Annotated in this window: 10 protein-coding genes and 1 pseudogene; all 11 read right to left on the reverse strand. The window is 30.1% G+C overall.

All coding sequences use genetic code 11. The features are described 5' to 3' along the window. Entirely contained in the window at positions 1–1,452 is a 1,452-nt protein-coding gene (guaB, locus tag DY249_RS04360; RefSeq protein ID WP_101540431.1) for an IMP dehydrogenase, read from the reverse strand. Beyond that, positions 1,449–6,344: a phosphoribosylformylglycinamidine synthase gene (locus DY249_RS04365; RefSeq protein ID WP_115595306.1), complete on the reverse strand. Its 4,896-nt coding sequence runs from the start codon at positions 6,342–6,344 to the stop codon at positions 1,449–1,451. The genes guaB and DY249_RS04365 overlap by 4 nt, the downstream gene beginning before the upstream one ends. Before the next feature lie 11 nt (positions 6,345–6,355). Next, positions 6,356–7,860, reverse strand: a pseudogene (gene purH, locus DY249_RS04370) (bifunctional phosphoribosylaminoimidazolecarboxamide formyltransferase/IMP cyclohydrolase). Next, on the reverse strand, positions 7,848–8,402 hold the full coding sequence (gene purN, locus DY249_RS04375) for a phosphoribosylglycinamide formyltransferase (protein ID WP_101540428.1): 555 nt from the start codon (positions 8,400–8,402) through the stop codon (positions 7,848–7,850). The pseudogene purH and the gene purN overlap by 13 nt, the downstream one beginning before the upstream one ends. Beyond that, positions 8,399–9,742 carry an amidophosphoribosyltransferase gene (purF, locus tag DY249_RS04380; RefSeq protein WP_101540427.1) on the reverse strand — a complete coding sequence of 448 codons (1,344 nt, stop codon included), beginning with the start codon at positions 9,740–9,742 and terminating at the stop codon, positions 8,399–8,401. Before purF ends, purN begins: the two co-directional genes overlap by 4 nt. Positions 9,743–9,814: 72 nt before the next feature. Further along, positions 9,815–9,940 carry a hypothetical protein gene (locus DY249_RS09415; protein ID WP_257877087.1) on the reverse strand — a complete coding sequence of 42 codons (126 nt, stop codon included), beginning with the start codon at positions 9,938–9,940 and terminating at the stop codon, positions 9,815–9,817. A gap of 96 nt (positions 9,941–10,036) precedes the next feature. Then, complete coding sequence (locus DY249_RS04385; RefSeq protein WP_115595307.1) at positions 10,037–11,692, reverse strand: formate--tetrahydrofolate ligase; 1,656 nt, start codon at positions 11,690–11,692, stop codon at positions 10,037–10,039. Positions 11,693–11,881: 189 nt separating this feature from the next. Next, positions 11,882–13,177 carry a phosphomethylpyrimidine synthase ThiC gene (gene thiC / locus DY249_RS04390; protein WP_115595308.1) on the reverse strand — a complete coding sequence of 432 codons (1,296 nt, stop codon included), beginning with the start codon at positions 13,175–13,177 and terminating at the stop codon, positions 11,882–11,884. Between the two features lie 403 nt (positions 13,178–13,580). Then, positions 13,581–14,330, reverse strand: a complete 750-nt coding sequence (locus tag DY249_RS04395) for an ABC transporter permease (protein WP_101540424.1) — start codon at positions 14,328–14,330, stop codon at positions 13,581–13,583. 9 nt (positions 14,331–14,339) lie between these two features. Continuing rightward, positions 14,340–15,038, reverse strand: a complete 699-nt coding sequence (locus DY249_RS04400; RefSeq protein WP_115595309.1) for an ABC transporter permease — start codon at positions 15,036–15,038, stop codon at positions 14,340–14,342. Positions 15,039–15,040: 2 nt separating this feature from the next. Beyond that, positions 15,041–15,952 (reverse strand): ATP-binding cassette domain-containing protein, encoded by a 912-nt coding sequence (locus tag DY249_RS04405; RefSeq protein WP_115595310.1) that lies wholly within the window; start codon positions 15,950–15,952, stop codon positions 15,041–15,043. Positions 15,953–16,091: the final 139 nt, after the last annotated feature.

Below are 16,091 nucleotides of genomic sequence, written 5' to 3' on the forward strand. Positions count from 1 at the left end.
CTATCTTTTTGTATAGTTTGGTGATTCTCTAGTAATTGTTATATCATGTGGGTGATTTTCTATTAATGAAGCTGGTGAAATCTTAACAAATTTTGCTTTTTCATAAAGTTCATTTAAATCTTTGCTTCCTACATAACCCATACCAGATTTTAAACCACCTAGTAATTGGTAAACTACTTCTCCAACTGGTCCCTTGTAATCTACTCGACCTTCAACACCTTCTGGTACATATTTTTTAGTATTTGTTTGGAAATATCTATCTCCAGATCCGTCTTTCATAGCAGCTAGTGAACCCATTCCACGGTATTCCTTATATTGTCTACCTTCAAAAAGAATGGTTTCTCCAGGAGATTCTTCTGTTCCTGCAAACAAGGAACCTGCCATTATTACTGATGCACCACAAGCTAATGCTTTTGTAATGTCCCCTGAGTATTTAATACCCCCATCAGCTATTACTGGAATATTATGTTTTCTAGCCTCTTCAACGCAATTAATTATTGCAGTTATTTGTGGTACACCAATACCAGTTACAACACGAGTTGTACATATTGATCCTGGTCCTATACCAACTTTTACTGCATCTACTCCAGCATCTATTAAGTCCCTTGTTGCTTCAGCAGTAGCTACATTTCCAGCAATTATTTGTAAATCAGGATATTTTTCTTTTAAATTTTTAATTGCATTTAATACATTTTTAGAATGACCATGAGCAGTATCTACAGTAATTACATCTACATTTGCATCAACTAAGGCTTCTACTCTTTCAAACATATCATTAGTTATACCTACTGCAGCCCCTACTAATAGTCTATTGTTTTCATCTCTAGCTGAATTTGGATATTGTTTTGATTTTTCAATATCTTTTATGGTAATAAGACCCTTTAATTTATTATCCCCATCTACTATAGGCAATTTTTCTACTTTTGCAGATTCCATTAATTTTATGGCTTCTTGCATTTTTATACCTTCATAGCCTAATACAAGATTTTCTTTTGTCATTATGCCATCTATTTGTACATTTGGATCATCTTGGAATCTTACATCTCTATTTGTAAGTATCCCTTGAAGATACATATCTTTATCTACAATAGGAACACCAGATATTCTATAGTTATTCATAATATCTAGAGCATCTTGTAGGATATTATCTGGATGAAGGTAAAAAGGATCTGTTATAACGCCATGTTCAGATCTTTTTACAACATCGACTTGCCTAGCTTGTTCTTCTATGGACATATTTTTATGTATAATACCTATGCCACCTTGCCTAGCCATAGCTATAGCCATTTGTGATTCAGTAACTGTATCCATACCTGCTGACATCATTGGTATATTTAATTTTATTTTATTTGTTAAATATGTTTGTGTATCAACTTCATTTGGTAATACTTCTGATGGTCCTGGTACTAATAGAACATCATCAAATGTTAATGCATCTCCTAAAAATTTCATATGTCTTCCTTTCTAAAATAATTAACTGCGTTTTCAAATATATTTTCTCTTTTTACATCATAAACATTTTTAAATAAGTCATCATCTATTCTTTCAGCATGTCCCATTCTTCCTAAAATTTTGCCATCTTTTGAAAGAATACCTTCTATATTATAGTTTGATCCATTTGGTGATGACTCATATACTGAAAATACTTGGTCATTTTCTAAAAGTTCTTTTAATTTTTCTTCACTAACAATAAATCTTCCTTCACCATGAGAAATAGGTATTCTATAAGTTTGATCTAAGTCAACTCCAAGAGTCCAAGGACTATTATTTGTTAAAGTTTTTGTATTTACAAAAGTAGCTATATGGCGAGAACTTGTATTATTTGTAAGTGTCGGATCATTCTCTCTAGGTACAAGAACTTTTCCATATGGCAAAAGTCCAGTTTTTACTAATGCTTGGAATCCATTACAAATTCCTAAAATCAAGCCATCATTTTCATTTAATAGATAATCTATAGCTTTAGATATTTTCTCATTACGTATTATATTTGCTAAAAATTTCGCTGAACCGTCAGGCTCATCTCCTAAGGAGAATCCTCCAGGTATAACGAAAATTTGTGATTTTCTTATTTCTTCTTCTAATTGATTTATAGAATTTTTAATATCACTTTCATTTTGGTTTTTAAATACTAGTATCTTAGTTTCGGCTCCTGCATCTTCTAAGGCTTTTTGAGTATCCCATTCGCAGTTAGTACCTGGAGCAGCTAATATTATTGCCCTTGGTTTTTCTACTGATTTGTCTGATTTTAATTTTCTAGTAACTTCTTTAGTTTCTAGTTTTTGATGTTTTACCTCTTCATAGCCTGGGAAAACTTCATCTAAGCTATGAATATAAGAATCATATAGTTTATCAGCTTTTAATTTTTTGCCATTGACAACTATATCATCAGAAAAGCTTCCTATATTTTCTATAAATTCTCGGTCATCTTTGTATTCTACAACAAATGATCCATACATTGGATTATATAAGTTATCATAATCTAATGTAAAACCAGTATTACCAATAGCTTGTTCATAAATATTTGCTAATAATCCTTTTCTGTCTAGAGCTATTGCAGAAATAATATTTCCATTTCTCATATCTTCTATAAGCTCATGATAATTATTTTCCAATTTTTCTAGGTCTAAAGTTCCATCTTCTCTATAAGGAGTTTCTATAATTCCTAGCTTGCCCTCTCCTTTTAGATCATTGCTTATAATATTTTCTACATCCTCAGTAGTTACTGCAAAAGATATTAATGTTGGAGGTACTTTTATATTTTCAAAAGTCCCACTCATACTATCCTTGCCTCCGATTGGTGGCATTTCAAAAAAGCTAGTTACTTCAAAGGCACCTATTAAGGATTTTAATGGTTTTGACCAAGCTTTGCTATTATCCATTTTTTCATAAAACTCTTGGAATGATAACCTTATTTGATTTAAATCAGAACCTATAGCAACTAATTTAGATATAGATTCTATTACTGCGTAATATCCTCCCAAATATTGGCTCATCTCAGATAAATTTGGATCAAAACCATAGCTCATTAGTGAAGCTGTTTTTGAAACCCCTTCTTCTACCGGTATTCTTGCTGACATTACTTGAGATGGGTTTAGAAGTTTTTGACCACCCAATGGATTTAAGACTGTATTTTTCCCCACAGATGAGTCAAACATTTCAATTAGATTTTTTTTAGAAGCTATATCTAAACTTGATACTTTTTCATAAAACTTATTTGGATCGTCATCTTTTTGTGTAATAATTGAAGGAACTTCTTCACTTACTACATCAACTTTTTCAGATCTATCAGCTCCATTAGTATTTATAAAATCATAAGAAAGCCTTGCTATAATCTTATCTTCATAATACATAGTCATAGTATTATTATCAGTTACTTTTGCCACTTCAGTAACTTCTAGGTTCTCTTCTGTAGCATATTTTACAAACTTATCTTTATCATTTTTGTCAATGACAACTGCCATTCTCTCTTGTGATTCAGAAATTGCAATTTCAAAAGGTTTTAAACCCTTATATTTCAAAGGAACTCTATCTAGATAAATATCTATACCATCAGCAAGCTCTCCTATTGCAACTGCAACTCCTCCAGCACCGAAGTCATTACATTTTTTTATAAGCTTAGCAGCTTCTGGATTTCTAAATAATCTTTGGATCTTACGTTCTTCTGGTGCATTACCTTTTTGAACTTGAGCTGATTCTGTCTCAATAGAAGTTACTTTGTGGGACTTTGATGATCCTGTTGCTCCTCCTATACCATCTCTACCAGTCTTTCCTCCAAGAAGTATTACGATATCACCTTCTATAGGATCAAGTCTTTTTATATTTTCTGCCGGAGCTGCTGCAATAACTGCTCCACATTCCATTCTTTTTGCTTTATAACCTTCATGATAAAATTCATCAACAAGTCCTGTTGCAAGTCCTATTTGATTGCCATAAGAAGAATAGCCTAGGGCAGCTTCGTGAGTAATTTTTGCTTGAGGAAGTTTTCCTTCTAAAGTTTTTTCATAATCTTCTTTTATGTTTCCAGCTCCAGAAAGTCTCATCGCTTGATAAACATAAGCTCTTCCAGAAAGAGGATCTCTTATTGCTCCTCCTAAGCAAGTTGATGCTCCACCAAATGGTTCTATTTCTGTTGGATGATTATGGGTTTCATTTTTAAACATTAATAAATAATCTTCTATAGATTCTTTACCATCTTTTAAAACTCTAACCTTTGTGTAAATAGAGCAAGCATTAATTTCATTAGAAATTTCTAAATCTTCAAAGTTTTCATTTTTTCTCATATATTTAGTAAGAATTGTTCCAAAACTCATTAGGTTAATTGGTTTTTTAATATCTAGAACTCTTCTCATTTGTAAATATTTTTCAAAAGAATCTCTAATTGCTTCATCTAATAAAGTTGCTGTATCAAATTCTATATCTAAAAATGTATTAAAAGTTGTGTGTCGGCAGTGATCTGACCAATAAGTATCTAAAATTTTTATCTCAGTTTCATTTGGATTTCGATTTTCTTTTTTAAAATAATCCCTTACCATTCTAAGATCATCTAAACTCATAGCCAAAGCATTATCTTCTAAAAATTGATTTAGTTTTTCATCATCAAAATCTACGAAAGTATCATAGCTTATATTCTCTAAATTCTTTTTATTTTCTGCTTTTAAAGTTGTAGGTATACCTATTAATTTAACTTTTTGAGAATCGACAGGATTTATTAAAAATTTTTCAATCTTAACTAACTCATCTTCACTAACATCGGATAGTTCATAAACAGTAGATGCTTTTACTTCTAAATTTTCATCATTAATTATAAGAGAAGCTGTATCTATAACACCTTTTTCTCTTTGATTAAATTGACCTGGTAAAAATTGACTAACTACTGTTTTTTCTAATGATGATTGTAAATCAATAGCATCATCAAAGGCATATACTTCATCAACTGGAGCTTCTGCTAAAACTTGATATAAGATTTTTTCTATATTTTCATTACTAGTTTCTATATCGTATCTTTTATATATTTTTAACTTTTTTAAATCTATACCTAAAGTATTATTTATCTTAGTTTTTAGATTATGTGATTCAAAGTCATAATCATCTTTTCTTCTAACATAAACTCTTTTTACAGACGGTCCAATATCTTTTCTAAAATATTTGCCATCAAAGTTTATTTTTTTTGCATCTTCATAAACTTTACTTATAGCTTTATCAAAATTATCTTCTGCACAAACAATATTTAAAACTCTACCTCCAGAAGTAAAGAGCTTTCCGTTTTCATTTTTTGTTCCTGCATGATAGATAGTTGAATTAATTTTATCTTCAAATGTTATCTCTTTACCCACTTCATAGTCTTTTGGATAACCATCAGAGGCCAGTACAAGGCAAACAGCTTTTTTGTTATTAGTTTTTAAATCAATTTCTTTAAGTTTTTTTTCTGAAGTTGCCTTCAATAAATCTAGAAGATCATTATCTATAAGCTCTAAGACAACTTGTGTTTCAGGGTCTCCAAATCGAACATTAAATTCTAAAACATAAATGCCAGATTCATTTATCATAAATCCTATAAATAGAACTCCCCTATAATCTATATTCTCCTTTTTTAATCCATGAAGAATTTTTGTTAAAATTTCTTCTTTTATTTGATCCTTATATATTGTAGCTTCTATATTAGGGGAATAAGTTCCCATGCCACCAGTATTTGAACCCATATCTTTTTCATAAATTCTTTTATGGTCTTTACTAGTTGGCAATGGAATTATAGTTTCAGAATCTGTTAAGCAAAGTAAGCTCATTTCAAAACCATCGAGATATTCTTCTATAATTATTTCATTATCTTTAGTAAAAATATCTTCTATTGTTTGATTTAATTGATCGAAATCTTCAATTATATATACACCTTTTCCACTGGCAAGACCGTCTCTTTTCAAAACTACTTTGCCATTTTTTTCCAGAAGATCTTTAGCATAAGAACTTGCTTTATCTTTATCATTTGTTTTTAGATAATCTGCTGTTTTTATATCATATTTATTTAAAAATTCTTTGGTAAATGATTTGCTTGATTCAAATTTTGATGCACTTTTATTTACACCGAATATTTTAAGATTATTTTTTTCAAATTCATCTACTATCCCTTGGCATAAAGGTAATTCTGGTCCTACTATTGTATAGTCGATACTATTATTTTTTGCAAAATCTACTAACTTTTCAATATCGTCAACTCCAATATTAATATTTTCTCCTATAGTAGAAGTACCTCCATTACCTGGTGCAAAATATATTTTCCTATCTTTATTTGCAATTTTTTTACCAAGAGCGTGTTCACGACCTCCAGAACCAATAATTAATATATTCACTAATAATCTCCTTAATGTTTAAAGTGACGTGACTTACTAAATACCATGCTCATGCCATATTCATTACATTTATCAATGGAATCTTTATCTTTAATTGATCCTCCTGGTTGTATAACAGAAATTATTCCCATTTCATGAGCAAGTTCTACTGTATCTGGGAATGGGAAAAAGGCATCTGATCCTAAAACTGCACCAGTAAAATCCCTGTTTTTAAAATGATCTCTTATAGATTCTAACGCCCATACCCTTGATTGTTGACCAGCACCACAACCTAAAGTTTGCATATCTTTTGCTACAACTATAGCATTAGATTTTACATATTTAACAACTTTTTGAGCAAATAATAGATCTTTTATTTCTTCTTCGCTTGGTTTTTTATCTGTTACAATTTTTATTTCATCTTCTCCAAAATCTTTACCTTGGATAAGTACTTTTCCGTTTAAGTATCTAATTTCTTCTTTGACTGTTTCATTATCAAAGTTTACTCTTACAAGTCTGACATTTTTCTTTTGTGTTAATATTTCTAAAGCTTCGTCTGTAAAATCACTTGCCGCAATTATTTCTAAGAAGATTTCATTCATTTTACTTGCTGTTTTTTCATCAACAATTCCATTTACTGCAACTATTCCTCCAAATATTGATTGACTATCGCATTCAAAGGCTTTGATATATGATTCATAAATAGTATCTTTTTGGGCAACACCACATGGTGATTGATGTTTTAGAGCGACAACTGCATTTTCTCCTAATTCTTGAGCTAATTCCAAAGCTGGATTTAAGTCGTTGTAATTATTGTAGCTCATTTCTTTACCATGGATTACTTCTATATTTTCCATTAATCCTTTTACAAATGGGTCATTGTAAAGTGCAGCTTCTTGACCTGGATTTTCTCCATATCTTAAATCATTTTCTTTTTCAAATCCATAAGTCTTATATTTACTTTCTTCACCAGTTAGCTTAGAAAAGTATCTAGCTATTACTGAATCGTAAAATGCAGTTAGACTATAAGCTTTCATTGCTAGTTTTTGTCTGTAAGCTAAGTCTATATCATCATTTCTAAGCCTTTGTAAAAGTTCATCATAATCACCTGGATCTGTTACTATTAGAACATCTTTATGATTTTTAGCTGCAGATCTTACCATTGATGGACCGCCAATATCAATATTTTCAATAATATCTTCTGGATTTCCTTTTTCTAAGGCTTTTTGGAATTCGTAAAGATTTACCACAACTATATCTATTGGCTTTATATCGTGTTCATTTATTGTATTTACATGATTTTCATCATCTCTTTTATAAAGAATACCACCATGAACATATGGAGAAAGTGTTTTTACTCTGCCTTCTAATATTTCTGGAAAGTTTGTAATTTGATCTATCTCAATGGCATTTACTCCTGCATCACTAATTTTTTATATGTACCACCAGTAGATACAATTTCTATTCCTAAATCACTTAAGTTTTTAGCTAATTCTTCTATTCCTGTTTTATCAGTTACTGAAATTAATGCACGCACTCTTCTTCCTCCAATATTCTTATTACTTCTTTTAGTGTCTTATGTTCTACTTTTAAAACTTCTTGGCTAATTTCATCTGCATTTTTACAATGACTTATATCTACTTGTTTTTGCAAAATAATATCACCATCATCTAGTTTTTCATTTACAAAATGCACTGTAACTCCACTTACTTTTTCTTTATTTTCGAAAACGGCATTGTGGACATTCATACCATAAAATCCCTTGCCACCATATTTTGGCAATAAGGATGGGTGGATATTTATAACTGTAAACTCATCTAAAATTTTTTTACTAATTTTAACTAGATATCCTGCTAGCACTATTAAATCAATATTATGCTCTTTTAGATTTTTAATTATTTCATCTTCATCTTTACTTATTAGAAAATCAATATTATTTTCTTTGGCATATTTAAGCCCAGGTGCATTTTTATTTGAGACTACAAACTTAATTTGACTATTAAAATATCCACTATTTTGAGCATCAATTAGTGCCTTAAAATTACTTCCTCCTCCTGAAATAAAAACAGCTAGATTCATTTTTTATCCTCTATGATTGGATATTCACCAGTAAAACAAGCTGTACAGTATTTTTCTGCTTTATCGACAAGATTTAACATATTTTCAAGCTTTATAAATTCTAAGCTATCTGCACCAATTTGTTTTCTTATCTCTTCTACACTTAATCTAGCTGCTATAAGATTATTTCTATCTGGAGTGTCTACTCCATAATAGCAAGGATATGTAACTGGTGGAGATGTCACTCTAAAATGAACTTCTTTAGCTCCAGCTTTTCTCATTCTTTTTATAAGTTTTGCACTGGTAGTACCGCGTACTATAGAATCGTCTACCAAAACTATCCTCTTACCATCTACAACAGATTTTTGAGGATTTAATTTTAATTTTACAGCTAGATCTCTTTCTTTTTGACTTGGTTTTATAAAAGTTCTGCCCATGTATCTATTTTTTACTAAACCTTCAGCAAATGGTATCTCTGACTCTTGAGCAAATCCTATAGCAGAAGGAGTTCCAGAATCAGGGACTGGACAAACCAAATCAGCTTCTATAGGTGCTTGCCTATATAAGACTTCTCCGCACCTTCTTCTAAACATATAAGAGTTTATATTTTCAATATTTGCATCAGGTCTAGCTGTATATACATACTCAAATATACAATGCTTTTCTAATTGTTCATTTTGTGATGGATATGATTTAATACCTTGATCGTCTATTATAATTATTTCTCCAGCTTGAATATCTCTGTAATCCTCTATATCAAGAATTTCTATTGCTGAATTTTCGCTAGAGATAATAGTATCATTTTCATCACTTCCTATCATCAAAGGTCTAAATCCTTGATAATCCCTAAATGCAATAATCTTATCCGGCATAGTTACTACACAAGAATAAGCTCCCTGTATTACATCCATAGTTTTTCTAATAGCTTTTATCATATCACCCTCATAGTATCTAGCTATCAAAAGTAAAATCAATTCGCTATCAGTATGGGTGTGAAAGGATATCCCATCTTCTTCCAAAATTTCCTTTAATAAATCATAATTTGTAAGATTACCATCGTGGGCTAATGCAAACTCATTATTTTTTGTAAAGCTAACTAATGGTTCGATATTATAATCTTTATTGCAAGCTTCTGGTGAGCTTCTTACATGACCAATCCCAATTTTATAATCATTATCCTCTAAATCAGTGTCTCTAAATACTTCACTGACTAGTCCCATGCCCTTTATCCTATTTAAAGTTTTTCCGTCAGAAAGTATGATTCCAGCTGAATCTTGCCCCCTGTGTTGGATAGAACTTAACGAATAAAAAAGCTTTTGGAACAAACAGTCTTCAGTTTTTATCGCTACTACACCACTCATAAATAAATTCTTGTTACCCTCCTAACTTATTCAAAAACATAAAGAAAAAGAGAACCCTATTGTGGGTTCTCTTTATGCATGGCAAAATAATCCTATTGGAAATCTTAATTTTTTTATATAAGCAAAGATAGAGTATGAAATACAAGAAAACATACTTTTATTTAAAAATGTATAGTTGTATACACGTAAATTTTTCATAATACCCCTCCATCTATCCCTTAAATTTTTGTATAAGTATATTATAAATAATTTTAAAAATATTTCAAGGAAAAATATTAAAAAAATTTTACAATATTAAAATAGTCCTACAATTTCACCATCTTCATCTAAATCAATTTGATAAGCATTTGGTACTTTTGGAAGTCCTGGCATGGTTAAAATATTATCTGTATAGGCAACAATGAAACCAGCTCCGGCATTTACTCTGACATCTCTAATTGTAATTTCATAATCATCGACAGTCATATTTTTCTTAGGATCATCTGATAGAGAATAAGGAGTTTTTGCTACACATATTGGTAAGTCTTTATATCCTAGACCTTCAATTCTAGTAATTTCTTTTTCAGCCTTTTTTGTGTATACAACTTTTTTCGCTCTGTAAATTTCTTTTGCGATTGTTTCTATTTTCTCTTTTGTAGATAATCTTTCATCATATAAATATTTAAATTCATTATCTTTTTCGCAAAGTTCAACTAATTGATTAGCAAGCTCTACTCCACCTTCTGATCCATCAGTAAATACTGTTGTTTCAATAGCTTTTACGCCTAGTTTTTCAGTTAACTCTTGCACTAATTTTATTTCTTTTTCAGTATCAGTAGCAAATTTATTTATAGCAACTATAATATTATTTCCAAATTTTTTCATATTTTCTATATGAATTTGAAGGTTTTTAAATCCTTTTTCTAGATAGTCTAGATTTTCACTAGCTAGCATATCAATTGGCATACCTGCATGGTATTTTAGTGATCTAATTGAAGTTACAATCACTGTTGCATCTGTTTTTAGTCCACCTAATCTACACTTAATATCATTAAATTTCTCGGCACCTAGATCTGCTCCAAAACCAGCTTCTGTAACTACATAATCAGCAATACCTAAAGCAGTTTTTGTAGCAATTAGTGAGTTACACCCATGAGCTATATTTGCAAATGGACCACCATGAATAATTGCTGGTGTATTTTCTGTTGTTTGAACAAGGTTGGCTTTTAAAGCTTCTTTCATAATTACTGCAACAGAACCTGTAGCTTGTATGTCGTCTACAGTTACAGGATTATTTGAATAATCGTAAGCTACTATCATTTTGCCAACTTTTTCTTTAAAATCTTGCATGCTTGTTGCAAGGCATAAAACCGCCATCATTTCTGTTGCAACAGTTATATCAAACTTATCTTCACGAGTTACACTATCAGTTTTATTTCCTAAGCCAATTACAATATTTCTAAGAGCTCTATCATTTAAATCTACACATCTTCTCCAAATAATTTGTTTTGGATCTATATTCTTTTCGTTACCTTGGTAAATATGATTATCTAACATTGCTGCAACAAGATTTACGGATGTTGTGATAGCATGAAAATCACCTGTAAAATGTAGATTTATTTCATCCATTGGTAAAACTTGACTATATCCACCACCTGCTGCTCCACCTTTTCGGCCAAATGATGGTCCTAGTGAAGGCTCTCTTAAAACTGAAATAGCTTTTTGTCCAATCCTATTTAAAGCCATTGATAATCCAATATTCATAGTAGTCTTACCTTCTCCACTTGGTGTAGGATTTGTAGCTGTAACTAAAATTAACTTTGAGCCTTCTTTTTTCTTATCAGCATAGCTTAAATCTAGTTTTGCCTTGTATTTTCCGTACTTATCATAATTTTCTACTTCTAAATCCTTACAAATTTCATCAATATCTTTTAATTCAATCTCTCTTGCAATTTCTATATCTGTCTTCATAAACCCAACCTTTCATCAAAAAACTTTCGTACATTTTCCTATAATAATTAAAGATAAATATTTTTAACTACAAGTATATTATCTAATTATAAATTTATAAATCAATAATTTTTAAAAACAAAAAACTCAAGTATGCTTTGTTTTGGCAAACTTGAGTTTTTATTTTTGGCTATCAAAGCCATTTAAAATTTATAAAGTTATATCTTTTCCTTCAAGAATTAAATTCATATTTCTCATAGAACACATAGCCCCACACATAGTGCATGTATCTTCCTCTTCAGGTGATGATGCTGCTCTGTAGGCTCTACACTTATCAGGATCCATAGCAAGTTCAAACATACCTTCCCAGTCAATTTTTTGTCTTCTTTTACTCATCTCAAGATCCCACTTATCAGCATCTTTTAATTTTGCAATATCTCCTGCATGGGCTGCAATTTTTGCAGCAACTATTCCCTCTTTTACATCATCTACATCTGGCAATCTTAAGTGCTCTGCTGGTGTTACATAGCATAGGAAATCTGCTCCATAACTTGCTGCAATAGCTCCACCAATAGCACTTGTGATATGATCATAGCCCGGTGCAATATCAGTTACTAATGGTCCTAGAACATAGAAAGGTGCATTGTGGCATAATTTTTTTTGTAATTTTATATTTGTTTCTATATCATTTATTGGAACGTGACCTGGACCCTCAATGATAACTTGGACATCCTTTTCCCAAGCTCTTTTTGTAAGCTCACCTAAGGTAATAAGTTCAGCAATTTGTGCAGGATCTGTTGCATCATGAATACCACCTGGTCTTAATGAATCTCCTAGTGATAAGGTTACATCATATTCTCTTAAAATATCTAATAATTCATCATAATATTCATAAAAAGGATTTTCCCTATTATTCATTTTCATCCAACCAAACAATAAAGATCCACCACGAGATACAATTTCATTTATTCTTCTGTTTCTCATAAATATTTCAGCGTTAGCTTGATTGATACCGCAATGAATTGTTACAAAATCAACTCCATTTTCAGCATGATTTCTAACAACATCTAAAAATTCCTCAGCCTTGATATGACTTAAACCCTTATCTAAAAATCCAACAGCATCATACATAGGGACAGTTCCTATCATTGCAGTAGATTTTTTGATCAATCTTTCTCTAAATTCTTGAGTTTTTCCATAATTTGAAAGATCCATAATTGATTCTGCACCCATTTTAAGTGCTATATCAACTTTCTCCATTTCAAGTTCAAGGTTATTGATGTCTTTTGAAATACCAAGGTTTACATTGATTTTTGTTTTTAATCCTGTACCAATTCCTTCTGGAGAGATTGAGTTATGATTTTTATTTCTTGGAATAACAATCTCACCTTTAGCAATTTTTTCAACTAAGTACTCTTCACTAACGTTTTCCTTTTTTGCAACTATTTTCATTTCTTCAGTTACAAAACCATGTTTAGCCGCTTCCATCTGTGTTTTATATTTCATAAATTAAAAAAACCTCCTAAAAATTACTTATAGGAGTATAAATATGCTCCATTCCCGTGCAGGCATTATCCTGATTGGTTTAATGGTCGAAGTCAAAACTTCCTCTCAGCACAAAGCTCCCATAGGTTGATAATTTACAATTACTATTATAAGGGAGATTTCATGTTTTGTAAAATATAATTAGAAATAAGAAATACTTTGTATATTTTGTGTTATCAAATTAAATTTCAATAATTATTAAATTCAAAGATTACATTCTATTATTTCTAATAACTTGAAATTATTATATAATTCTTTAATTAATGAGCTTGGAATAATTAATTCATTACTACCAGGAAAATATCCAGTTATATACACAATTTAAATACTACTACAAACTAGTATAACAAAAAGACGGTTATTTTTATTTCAATTCTGTTTTATTAAAAGTTCTACTTGCCAATGAAGTAAAAAATATGAAGATTATCAAGGCACTAGTAATTATCATAATATGATTAATAGATGTTAGCTTATCATAAACTACATATCTAATCTCCATTATCGGAATAAAGTTTAGTATCTTTACTTTATCAAATAAGCCTTCTGGTTTTCCGTAAGCCATTAATAATGAAAATGATAGTATATATATTGCTGATAAGCTTAGAGTTTTTCCTATATCCCTATATAAGAAAGAAATAAGGACACATACAGAAAACATAGCGCTATTTAGCAGTATAGAGTAAAGGATTATTTTTATTATATGTATTATTCCTCCTGATATACCCATAGTTGTAAAGCCAAGTTTTGGGATCATTCGTATACATCCTGCTAGAGGAAAAACTATAATGAGTAAATTATAAATGATTAAACAAGTTATGATTTTAGAAGTAAATATATCTTTTCGTAAATTTCCAAAATAGATATCGTTATTTATAGTTCGATTTTTAAATTCTATTCCCAATAATGATGATGTTATAAGAGTTGCTAAAATTACTATTATTGTGGAGTCAAATACCATAGCATCAAATATTCCTATGGAGTCTTTACTACTTTTTAAGTCTAAAATATAGCTCTCTGCACCAAAAATCCCCATTAGTATAATTGATAAAAAGGAGATGAGTATAATTTTATTATGTTTTATTTGATATAGGTCTTTTTTAATCAAGTTTTTCATTTTACCCTCCTATTTCAAATCGCATTTCCTAAAGTATACTTTTGATAAGATATTTAAAATTACTAAATAAACTAAAGATACAAGCAATGCTTCAATATTTCCTGTTGCATTATCAATCAATAGTCTTGCTTGTCCTAGTGGGAGTATATGCGCAAAGCTTAAAGCTTTTTGTGAATTTAACAAAAATATTGTTAAAAAATACAAGGTAGTTGAAGCTACTAGTATCGTGCCTGGCTTTTTTAGTAAAATTGCTAAAAAAAAAATTATACTTACAGAAGCACTATTTAATAAAATGCTTATTAAAATGATACTAATAACCTGTGATAAAGAGTAAGTATCTCCCCAGCCTTTTATTGCTGAAAATATAATAGTTACAATAATTGGCTGGAATATTAATATTAAATTAGAAAATATTATAGAAACTAAGCTTTGTGTAAAAATCACATCTTTCCTCTTATGACCTGATGCAATATATTTATTAATTTGCCTTTCAGAAAAATTACCACCGATGTATAAAGCGATAAAGATATTCGCAACTATAAATATAAGAGGCATATTGTAAAGAGTTTTGTATAGGGCTTCTGATCCATTTTTGATGTTACTGTCAAGTAGCAATACAGAACTCATAATTAAAGATGCAATAAAAATAAATAGATTTCTTTTGTCCTTTTTTACTTGATAAAATTCTGATCTTAATATATATCTCATTGCTATGACCTTATCTTTGCAAATACATAATCTTCTAGTGATTCTCTTTCTCTACGCATTTCTCTTATATTAATTTGATTTTCAAATAGCAAGGTAGATAAGTAATCAATATTCTCACTGAAGTTTTCTATTAATAGATGATCTCCTTCTATATCTATGGATACATTAGGAAATTTATTTTTTAATATGCTGATTGTCCTACTGTTATCGCTAGTAACTATATAAATATAATCTTTTCTTTTATTTAAAAGTTCGTCTTTAGATATTTCTTCTATGATGTTTCCTTCATCTATTATAATGAAATCTGTCGCAGTATTCTCAAGCTCTCCTAAAATATGACTTGAAATTAAGAAAGTCTTACCTTTATTTTTATTTAGGTCATCTATAAGGATTCTAATTTCTTTTATTCCCTCAGGGTCTAGACCGTTTATCGGCTCATCCCAAATAAGAAAGTCAGGATTTCCTATAAGGGACATGGCTATTCCAAGTCTTTGCTTCATTCCCAAAGAGAAGTTACGTGCTTTTTTATTTCCAACACCGCTAAGTCCAACAAGGTCTAAAAGTTCACCTATCTCACGTTCATCTTCTTTTCCTAACTGAATTTGTTGAGCCTTTAAATTCTCTTTAGCACTCATAAAAGGATATAAGGAAGGTCCTTCAACTAATGTTCCTATCTTTCTTCTAGCTTCTTGTAGTTCTTTTTCTCTTGAGTTTCCAAAAAGTGATAATTCTCCGCTAGTTGGAAAAGCTAGTCCTGTAATCATTCTTATAAATGTGGTCTTACCTGCACCATTTTTACCAATAAACCCATAAACTTTACCTTTTTCTAGTTTTAAATTAATATTATTAAGTGCAGTATTGTGTTTATATTTTTTTGTTAAGTTTTTTGTTTCCACAATTACTTCTTCCGTCATTTTTTCCCTCCAACATTACTATATAATCTAAACTCCTAACTTGATTAAATACCTATGATATGACCTGCAAATATTACTATTGGTAGTAATAAGCTTCAAATTATATTCAACCTTATAAATAACTTGTTATTTTCTTTTA

Source organism: Anaerococcus octavius (assembly GCF_900445265.1).
GTDB lineage: Bacteria > Bacillota > Clostridia > Tissierellales > Peptoniphilaceae > Anaerococcus > Anaerococcus octavius.

Bases quoted from the DNA above. Each gene is read 5' to 3' on its own strand.
- purN (WP_101540428.1), bottom strand. From the start codon at position 8,402: ATGAATCTAGCTGTTTTTATTTCAGGAGGAGGAAGTAATTTTAAGGCA.
- guaB (WP_101540431.1), bottom strand. From the start codon at position 1,452: ATGAAATTTTTAGGAGATGCATTAACATTTGATGATGTTCTATTAGTA.
- DY249_RS04395 (WP_101540424.1), bottom strand. From the start codon at position 14,330: ATGAAAAACTTGATTAAAAAAGACCTATATCAAATAAAACATAATAAA.
- DY249_RS04400 (WP_115595309.1), bottom strand. From the start codon at position 15,038: ATGAGATATATATTAAGATCAGAATTTTATCAAGTAAAAAAGGACAAA.
- purF (WP_101540427.1), bottom strand. From the start codon at position 9,742: ATGAGTGGTGTAGTAGCGATAAAAACTGAAGACTGTTTGTTCCAAAAG.
- DY249_RS09415 (WP_257877087.1), bottom strand. From the start codon at position 9,940: ATGAAAAATTTACGTGTATACAACTATACATTTTTAAATAAAAGTATG.
- DY249_RS04385 (WP_115595307.1), bottom strand. From the start codon at position 11,692: ATGAAGACAGATATAGAAATTGCAAGAGAGATTGAATTAAAAGATATT.
- thiC (WP_115595308.1), bottom strand. From the start codon at position 13,177: ATGAAATATAAAACACAGATGGAAGCGGCTAAACATGGTTTTGTAACT.
- DY249_RS04405 (WP_115595310.1), bottom strand. From the start codon at position 15,952: ATGACGGAAGAAGTAATTGTGGAAACAAAAAACTTAACAAAAAAATAT.